We start from the raw sequence: 8,988 nt of genomic DNA, 5'->3' as shown, positions 1-8,988 counted from the left end.
GCTTCTATAGCGCAGGTTTACCACAGCTTTGTCAGGTTTGTCAGATTCCAATGACCTTTACTGAAATGGGTGATGACCCGACTCAGTTTAGTTATCGCCATAGCATTTACCAAGGCGAACGCTACCACACCTGTTCAGATGGCTGTCATGACATTTTCGAGCGCGAGCCTGAGAAATATATACAAGCATGGCTACCTGTAAATCAAATTTTGCAAGGCAACTGTGGTGGCGGTGACCTCGAAACCATGCTCCGCGATTATTACCGCATGAATGTCGGTGCCGACAATCTGGATATTGAAGGCTCGCCAGACCAACAGCGCTGGAAAAAATGGAAAGGTAACGCAGCTTAAGCACAAGGAATTATTCAGGCAGTGATCAAGCTGCCTGATAGGAAATAAGGAGATTGAACATGACTGTTCGCGCGATACACAACAACTATCAATTTGAACCGCTTGATCTGCAAAAAAATTATGGCGACCAATTCTTACTTTACGTGGGTTGGGATCATCACACACTTTTTTGCTCGGCACATGCCATGCTTGCCTCGCCTCAACAAACTTTTGGACAGTTGATTGAGCAACAAATTACAGGTGGTTTTGCCCAACATCCAGATTTTGCCAAAATTGATTGGTCAAAAGTGCAATACACCTTAGATGATCAAACAATCAACCCAGAGAGTATTCAAAGCTTGGCAGAGCTTGGTTTTGGTCATAAGTCATTACTTCGTTTCGTTACGCCAGAATTAAATGGCTATAACGACAGCTACGTTTAATTCGGAGGTGTGTCATGAGTTATCAAGTCACCATTGAACCGATCGGAACAACGATTGAAGTAGAAGAAGACCAAACCATTTTAGATGCCGCTTTACGCCAAGGCGTTTGGTTACCCTTTGCCTGTGGTCATGGCACTTGCGGGACATGTAAGGTTCAAGTCACTGACGGTTTTTATGATGTCGGTGAAGCTTCACCATTTGCGCTCATGGATATCGAACGCGATGAAAATAAGGTGCTTGCCTGCTGCTGCAAACCACAATCCGATCTGGTCATTGAAGCCGATGTCGATGAAGACCCAGATTTCTTAGGCCATTTGGTTCAAGACTATCAAGCGACAGTCATTGACATAAAAGACCTGTCGCCGACCATTAAAGGAATCCGTCTACAACTAAATCGTCCAATCGAGTTCCAAGCTGGTCAATATATTAATGTCCAATTTCCAAATATTGAAGGAACTCGTGCATTTTCAATTGCCAATTCACCAAGTGAAGTGGGTATTGTTGAGCTGCATATTCGTAAAGTTGAAGGCGGTGCAGCGACGACTTATGTGCATGAACAACTTGCTACAGGTGATCAGCTTGATATTTCAGGCCCTTATGGTCAATTTTTCGTACGCAAGTCAGATGATCAAAATGCTATTTTCATTGCAGGAGGTTCAGGTCTTTCAAGTCCACAATCGATGATTTTAGATTTGCTTGAGTCTGGAGATAGTCGCACCATTTACCTCTTCCAAGGAGCACGAGACTTGGCAGAGCTATACAACCGAGATTTGTTTGAACAACTCGTAAAAGACTATCCGAACTTCCGCTATATCCCTGCTCTCAATGCACCAAAAGCAGAAGACCAATGGACTGGATTTACCGGATTCGTGCACGAGGCTGTTGCCGATTACTTTGAAAATCGATGTGGTGGACACAAAGCGTATTTGTGCGGCCCACCAATCATGATCGACTCGGCAATTTCAACGCTCATGCAAAGTCGCTTATTCGAAAGGGACATTCACACTGAACGCTTCTTAAGTGCAGCCGATGGTGCTGCTGGACAGTCACGTTCAGCTTTATTCAAACATATTTAAAGATAAACCTTTCAGCACTTCGCTTTTTCAAATGAGCTTTGTATTTGTAATTTAGAAAGCAAATACAAAGCTCACAGGAGTTCTGCATTCCAAATTTACAGGCTAAACAGACTCAAATTTTTAAAGACCGTTAAGGAATAACGTTTTTTTAGTGACAAGCCAAACAACACAGAATAGGACATTCTATGAAGAACAAAATTGCTGCAATCATATGTGGTGTAATCAGCACCCTTTACCTTCCCTCTGCATTTGCGACAGAAAATGGCTCGGACTCTTTTGCTTTAGGTGCCGAAGGTATGATGGCGGGTGCCTTACCACCTGCTGGGGTTTATCTACTCAGTTATTATCAAAATTATCATGCATCAGAGTTTCAAAATGGTCCCGATCAGTTCCATGTTGATGTCAACGCCGTGGTTCCGCGGTTAGTCTGGATGACCGACCAAAAAATTATGGATGGACAACTCGGGTTTTATGCAGCCCAGCCATTGGTTGATCTAAGACTAAAAGTAAATGGGATGGCTGACTCAAACCAAGGACTCGGAGACTTGATTTTGGGTGGTATGCTCGGCTGGCATCAAGGAAATCATCACTGGATTGCAGCCCTAGAAACCGTACTGGGAACAGGTGAATACGACACTCCAAGTACGACACATCCAGTTGAAGCCAATCTCGGGAAAAACTATCACACCATTCGACCTATTCTTGCCTATAGTTATGCCAACGTGGCGGGTTTAGATCTCTCAACTAAACTGTCTTATAGCTGGAATACACGTAACGATGCAACCAACTACCAGTCTGGCCAATACATTGCGGGTGACTATAGCTTAGGTTACCGCATTAACCCCAAACTCAAAGTGGCAGTTGAAGGCTATGCTTTTAAACAAACCACAGATGACAAAGTAAACGGAAATAACATTGGGTTTAAAGGACAGGCTTTTGCAATTGGTCCAGGCATTCAATATGCCGATAAAAACTGGTCTATTGAAGCCAAATTTCTGAAAGAAACCGAAGTCGAATACCGTTCCGAAGGCCACACCAGCTGGCTAAAACTGATTTGGGCTTTCTAAAACACATCAACGCATAGCTTCAGCTTTTGAGGCTATGCCCTGCTTTATTTAAAAATCGATACCGTCTGAATCATCTATCGGATTTTGATCGAGCGTGAAAACGGTGCGTTTATATGGAATACCTTCAAGATCATACACCTGATAAATACAATCAAATAAAAGCTGTAAGTCTTCACTTCGGTCCATTGCACGAGCAGTAATGAAAATCGGGCTGACTGCACCGTTATCTAAAATCGGAATGTAATTTAAATGAGGAAAGCGAATAGTATCGGCACTGGCAGGAATAATACACAAACCTTCACCCGCTGCCACCAAGCCCAAAGCCAGCTGAATTTCTCGTATTTCATGCATATTTTTTGGAACCAAACTATGCTCGGCAAAAATATTTAAAAGCTGGGTCGAAAAATTAGGTTTCGGCGAAGTGGGATACATAAACATCTTTTCATCAATAAGATCGGCCAGATATACCCCTTCCGTACGCTGAGCAATGGGATGGCTGGTATGTGCAGCAACCACCAAGCGTTCTTTACGTAGCAAAATACGTCTCACCGCAGGATCACTAATTCTTAGGCGTCCAAATCCAACATCAATACGTCCTTCTTTTAATGCCTGTAGCTGCTCAGTCGTACTTAACTCCATCAATTGAATATTCAAATGAGGTTGTTGTTGCCGAAATAAATAAATGATTCGAGGCAGTAAACCATAGAGTAAAGACCCGACAAAACCAATCGTCACACTACGTTCAATTAGACCAATACGTTTGGTCATACTTTTTATTTCTTCAGCATTCGACAAAAGTTTAAGGGCGTGCTGATAAAAGAAATGTCCGGCTGGGGTTGTCTGTAAAGGACGGCTTCCACGCTCAAACAGTTGAATTCCAAGCTCACTTTCCAAATTTTGAATCTGTCGACTCAAAGGTGGTTGAGCAATAAATAGTTTTTCCGCGGCTTTTGTAAAGCTCTGCTCTTCAACAACAGCCACAAAATACCGTAAATGTCTTAGTTCCATAAGGCTTCCATACCTTTAAGATATAAAAAAATGCAAATTCAGTCTTAGACACAGTTTAACCATTCTTTTAAGGTATATACAAGCAACAAACCGATGAAGTGATGAATTGCTTTGTGAAAAAGCCCTCTTGCCAATCTTCCAGTGATTCATCTTCATCAATTCACGGTTAAACACCCAGCGCACTCATGCGCTTCATTGACAATATTAGGATATCAAGACCTTGTAGATCGTAGCTAAGGCCTTGGTGACTTCCACACTTTTGGAAAGTCGGAGAACGGACATGCCACGTATTCCTGTAATCAATACTAGCCATCTTGACCGTATTGATGAATTACTTGTAGATAATATCGATACAGGTGAATTTAAACTTCATCGCTCAGTGTTTACTGACGAAGCCCTATTTGACCTCGAAATGAAATATATCTTCGAAGGTAATTGGGTTTACTTAGCACACGAAAGCCAAATTCCAAATAATAATGACTACTACACCACTCACATTGGTCGTCAGCCAGTCATTATTGCCCGCAACCGTAACGGCGAACTCAATGCCATGATCAATGCGTGTTCACACCGCGGAGCACAACTTTGCCGTCACAAGCGTGGTAACAAAGCAACATATACCTGCCCTTTCCACGGCTGGACGTTTAACAACTCAGGTAAATTACTCAAGGTTAAAGATCCAAGCGAAGCTGGTTACTCGGACTGCTTTAACCAAGAAGGCTCACATGACCTTAAAAAGGTGGCTCGTTTTGAGAGCTACAAAGGTTTCTTATTTGGTAGCTTAAATCCAGATGTACCTTCACTTGAAGAATTCTTAGGTGAAACCACCAAAATTATCGACATGATTGTTGACCAGTCTGAACATGGCCTTGAGGTTTTACGTGGTTCATCTACCTATACCTATGAAGGCAATTGGAAACTCACCGCTGAGAATGGTGCCGATGGTTACCACGTTTCTGCTGTGCACTGGAACTACGCAGCAACAACTCAACACCGCAAAGAAACACAAGCTGCCGATAACATCCGTGCGATGAGTGCAGGTTCTTGGGGTAAACAAGGCGGTGGCTCGTATGGCTTTGAAAATGGTCACATGTTGCTTTGGACACAATGGGCAAACCCAGAAGACCGTCCAAATTTCCCGAAAGCAGACGAATACACCGAAAAATACGGTGAAGCGATGTCGAAATGGATGATTGAGCGTTCACGTAACTTGTGTCTCTATCCAAACGTTTATTTGATGGATCAGTTCGGTTCGCAAATTCGTGTACTTCGCCCACTTTCGGTTAATAGAACCGAAGTCACCATTTACTGTATCGCACCTAAAGGCGAAGCACCTGAAGCTCGTGCACGTCGTATCCGTCAATATGAAGATTTCTTTAATGCTTCAGGCATGGCAACACCAGACGATTTAGAAGAATTCCGTGCTTGTCAGGCAGGCTACGCAGGTATTGCCCTTGAGTGGAATGACATGTGCCGTGGTTCAAAACACTGGATTTATGGACCAGACGATGCAGCAAATGAAATCGGTTTAAAACCAATGTTAAGTGGTATCAAAACTGAAGATGAAGGTCTTTATCTTGCCCAACATCAATATTGGTTACACACCATGAAACACGCGATTGCATCAGAGAAAGAAATTGCTGATCAGGGAGAAACAGCATGAGTGCTCAAGACAAAGTAACTTTAGAAAATATTGCTCAGTTTCTCTATCGTGAAGCTCGCTTTTTAGATGACGAACAATGGGAAGATTGGATTGAATGCTATGCACCCGAAGCTTCTTTCTGGATGCCAGCTTGGGATGACGACGATAGATTAACTGAAGATCCACAATCTGAAATTTCACTTATTTATTATCCAGACCGTCAAGGTTTAGAAGATCGTGTGTTCCGTATCAAAACTGAGCGTTCATCTGCAACCATGCCGGACACACGCACAAGCCACAATATTGCCAACGTTGAAGTTGTAGAGCGCGATGGCGACAAAGTTACTGTTCGCTTTAACTGGAATACCTTGAGTTTCCGTTACAAGACAAATTACAGCTATTTCGGTATGTCACGTTATGTGATCGATTTTTCAGGTGATCAACCAAAAATCTTGAGCAAGTATGTCGTTTTGAAAAATGACTATATCAATCAAGTCATTGATATCTACCACCTTTAAGACATACCCCCTCAGTTAAACGGACTGTTGGCTGAGGGTAAAAGTTTCAAATATTTTGTAGGATACATGCCATGTCAAACCACAATGTTGCACTTCAATTTGAAGATGGTGTTACACGTTTCATTAACGTAGCTCAAGGCGAAACCCTATCTGACGCAGCCTATCGCCAAAAAATTAATATTCCTTTGGATTGCCGTGATGGTGCATGTGGAACTTGCCGCGCATTTTGCGAGTCCGGTAGTTATGACATGCCAGAAGAAACCTATATTGAAGATGCACTAACACCAGAAGAAGCTGAGCAAGGCTATATTCTTGCTTGCCAATGTCGTCCAACTTCAGATGCGGTATTCCAGATTCAAGCCTCGTCAGATGTTTGCAAAACTGCAATTCATAGCTTCCAAGGTACATTAGCTCGCGTTGAAAATTTATCAGACTCAACCATCACATTTGATATCCAACTTGATGAAGGACAACCGGATATTCATTTCCTTGCAGGTCAATACGTTAACGTGGCAATTCCAGAAACTGGCGAAACACGTTCATATTCATTTAGCTCAAAACCGGGCAATCGTTTAACAGGCTTTGTGGTCCGTAACGTACCGAATGGCAAAATGAGTGAATTCTTGAGCAAAAATGCCCAAGCTGGCGACAAAATGACATTTACCGGTCCATTCGGTAGCTTCTATTTACGTAATGTAGCGCGTCCAGTGCTTATGCTCGCAGGCGGTACTGGGATTGCCCCATTTATGTCGATGTTACAAGTGCTTGAAGAGAAAGGTTCAGAACAGCCTGTTCGTTTAGTCTTTGGTGTAACCAATGACTTTGATTTAGTTGCTCTAGAAAAACTCAATGAGTTGCAGGCGAAATTCCCATGGTTTGAATATCGAACTGTAGTTGCAAGCCCTGAGAGCAACCATGAACGTAAAGGCTATGTCACTGGTCATATTGAAAGTGAATGGTTAAACGGTGGCGACGTCGATGTTTATCTATGTGGACCAGTACCAATGGTAGAGGCGGTACGTGGCTGGTTAGAAACTGAAAATATCAAACCTACTAATTTCTTGTTTGAAAAATTCTCTGCAAACTAATTCAAGGTGGAGAAGTTATCTATGTCAAACCGTCAAAGATTTACCAATAAAGTCGTGATTGTTACGGGTAGTGCTCAAGGCATTGGTCGTGGTGTGGCACTGCAAGTTGCAGCTGAAGGCGGCCAAGTCATCATGGCTGACCGCTCTGAATATGTTGAAGAAGTTCTCAAAGAAGTTCAGAGTGCAGGTGGTGATGCTGTCACGATTAATGCCGACCTTGAAACCTATGCAGGTGCGCAAGCGGTTGTTGCAAAAGCCATTGAACACTACGGTCGGGTAGATATCCTGATTAATAATGTAGGTGGCGCGATCTGGATGAAACCTTTTGAAGAGTTTTCCGAAGAAGAGATCATTAAGGAAGTAAATCGCTCATTGTTTCCAACGTTATGGTGTTGCCGCGCTGTGCTCCCCGCCATGATTAAGCAACAAGCGGGTGTTATTGTAAATGTATCTTCAATTGCGACCCGTGGTATTAATCGTATTCCCTACTCTGCATCTAAGGGCGGTGTAAATGCTTTAACGGCATCGCTTGCTTTTGAACATGCCAAAGATGGAATCCGAGTCAATGCTGTTGCGACTGGTGGAACCGAAGCACCGCCTCGCAAAGTACCACGCAATGCCAATCCGTTAAGTCAAAATGAAAAAGACTGGATGCAGCAAGTAGTTGATCAAACAATAGATCGAACATTTATGGGCCGTTATGGCACAATTCAAGAACAAGTGAATGCAATTTTATTTCTTGCATCAGACGAAGCATCGTATATGACTGGCTCGGTTATTTCAGTCGGAGGTGGAGATCAGGGTTAACCCTGATCTTTTTACATGATTGGGTAAATAATATGATTTGCATGGAGGCAATCACACATGGCAACCCTGTTCAAGACATTAAAAAATGACTGGTCTATATCAGCAACAGTTGCGGGCTTTCTCGCGGTTTTAATTTCTTACTCAGGCCCACTGATTATTTTTTTCCAAGCTGCTCAGCGTGCTCATGTGTCCACCGATATGATGGTGTCATGGATTTGGGGAATTTCAATTGGTGCCGCCGTTTCAGGTATTTATCTTTCAATTAAATATAAAACGCCTGTCATAACCGCATGGTCAGCACCAGGCACTGCCCTATTAGTTACCCTATTCCCAAATGTCTCATTAAATGAAGCGGTAGCCGCCTATATTACTTCTGCAATCGTTATTTTTTTAATTGGCGTTACTGGTTATTTCGACAAGTTACTGAAGTGGATTCCGCAAGACGTCGCTGCCGGCATGATGGCAGGTATTCTTTTTCAATTTGGTATTGGCCTATTTACTGCGTCTGATAGCATGCCTTTTATTGTCTTTAGCATGCTTATTGTCTTTTTAATTGCCAAACGTTTAATGCCGCGCTACACCATGATTTGGGTGTTAGCTGCTGGAGTTTTATTAAGCCTCATTTTAGGTAAAATGAACCCGGTTGATGTGAGTTTTAGTTTAGCTATTCCACAGTGGATTAGCCCAGAATGGACATGGAACTCAACACTCAACCTCGCTGTTCCTCTCATTTTAGTCAGTCTAACCGGTCAATTTTTACCAGGTATGGCGATTATGAAACTCAGCGGTTATGACACCCCAGCCAAACCCATTATTACTGTCACCAGTATTACCTCTTTAGCTGTTGCCTGCGTCGGCGGTATTACGATTGTGCTTGCCTCAATTACCGCAGCTTTATGTATGGGCAAAGATGCGCATGAACTTAAAGAAAAACGTTACATTGCAGGAATTGCTAATGGGATTTTTTATATTTTAGGAGGCTTATTTGCAGGCAGTATTGTCATGCTATT

At 42.7% G+C, this 8,988-nt stretch carries 9 protein-coding genes and 2 pseudogenes; 9 read left to right on the top strand and 2 right to left on the bottom strand.

Annotated features, from left to right (window positions below):
- The 4 genes from UC75_RS21630 to UC75_RS12625 form a co-directional block, all read left to right on the top strand.
- A partial coding sequence (locus tag UC75_RS21630) for a YHS domain-containing protein (protein ID WP_228137351.1) occupies nucleotides 1-350 on the top strand: 350 nt, incomplete at its 5' end.
- Nucleotides 351-409: 59 nt separating this feature from the next.
- A complete protein-coding gene (locus UC75_RS12635; protein ID WP_049837803.1) occupies nucleotides 410-772 on the top strand; it encodes a phenol hydroxylase subunit P4 in 363 nt (120 codons plus the stop codon).
- Between the two features lie 14 nt (nucleotides 773-786).
- Nucleotides 787-1,848, top strand: a complete 1,062-nt coding sequence (locus tag UC75_RS12630; RefSeq protein ID WP_049837802.1) for an NADH:ubiquinone reductase (Na(+)-transporting) subunit F — start codon at nucleotides 787-789, stop codon at nucleotides 1,846-1,848.
- A gap of 185 nt (nucleotides 1,849-2,033) precedes the next feature.
- Nucleotides 2,034-2,915 carry a SphA family protein gene (locus UC75_RS12625; protein ID WP_049837801.1) on the top strand — a complete coding sequence of 294 codons (882 nt, stop codon included), beginning with the start codon at nucleotides 2,034-2,036 and terminating at the stop codon, nucleotides 2,913-2,915.
- 48 nt (nucleotides 2,916-2,963) lie between these two features.
- On the opposite strand, the gene UC75_RS12620 is transcribed toward UC75_RS12625, so the two are convergent.
- On the bottom strand, nucleotides 2,964-3,923 hold the full coding sequence (locus tag UC75_RS12620; RefSeq protein WP_004702719.1) for a LysR family transcriptional regulator: 960 nt from the start codon (nucleotides 3,921-3,923) through the stop codon (nucleotides 2,964-2,966).
- Nucleotides 3,924-3,967: 44 nt separating this feature from the next.
- Nucleotides 3,968-4,097, bottom strand: a pseudogene (locus UC75_RS18920) (hypothetical protein).
- Nucleotides 4,098-4,203: 106 nt separating this feature from the next.
- Here UC75_RS18920 and benA point away from each other — a divergent pair.
- From benA to benE, 5 genes and pseudogenes are all read left to right on the top strand, one after another.
- Nucleotides 4,204-5,586: a benzoate 1,2-dioxygenase large subunit gene (gene benA / locus UC75_RS12615; RefSeq protein ID WP_004793610.1), complete on the top strand. Its 1,383-nt coding sequence runs from the start codon at nucleotides 4,204-4,206 to the stop codon at nucleotides 5,584-5,586.
- A pseudogene (benB, locus tag UC75_RS12610) lies at nucleotides 5,583-6,102 on the top strand (benzoate 1,2-dioxygenase small subunit). The gene benA and the pseudogene benB overlap by 4 nt, the downstream one beginning before the upstream one ends.
- 52 nt (nucleotides 6,103-6,154) lie before the next feature.
- Nucleotides 6,155-7,171 (top strand): benzoate 1,2-dioxygenase electron transfer component BenC, encoded by a 1,017-nt coding sequence (benC, locus tag UC75_RS12605; protein WP_049837799.1) that lies wholly within the window; start codon nucleotides 6,155-6,157, stop codon nucleotides 7,169-7,171.
- A gap of 21 nt (nucleotides 7,172-7,192) precedes the next feature.
- On the top strand, nucleotides 7,193-7,978 hold the full coding sequence (locus UC75_RS12600) for a 1,6-dihydroxycyclohexa-2,4-diene-1-carboxylate dehydrogenase (RefSeq protein ID WP_049837798.1): 786 nt from the start codon (nucleotides 7,193-7,195) through the stop codon (nucleotides 7,976-7,978).
- Nucleotides 7,979-8,035: 57 nt separating this feature from the next.
- Nucleotides 8,036-8,988: benzoate/H(+) symporter BenE (benE, locus tag UC75_RS12595; protein WP_228137350.1), on the top strand; the 953-nt coding region annotated here is incomplete at its 3' end.

Origin of the sequence: Acinetobacter sp. V2 (assembly GCF_001188385.1) — a bacterium.
Taxonomy (GTDB): domain Bacteria; phylum Pseudomonadota; class Gammaproteobacteria; order Pseudomonadales; family Moraxellaceae; genus Acinetobacter; species Acinetobacter oleivorans.
This window is presented reverse-complemented; position numbering and strand designations above follow the sequence as displayed.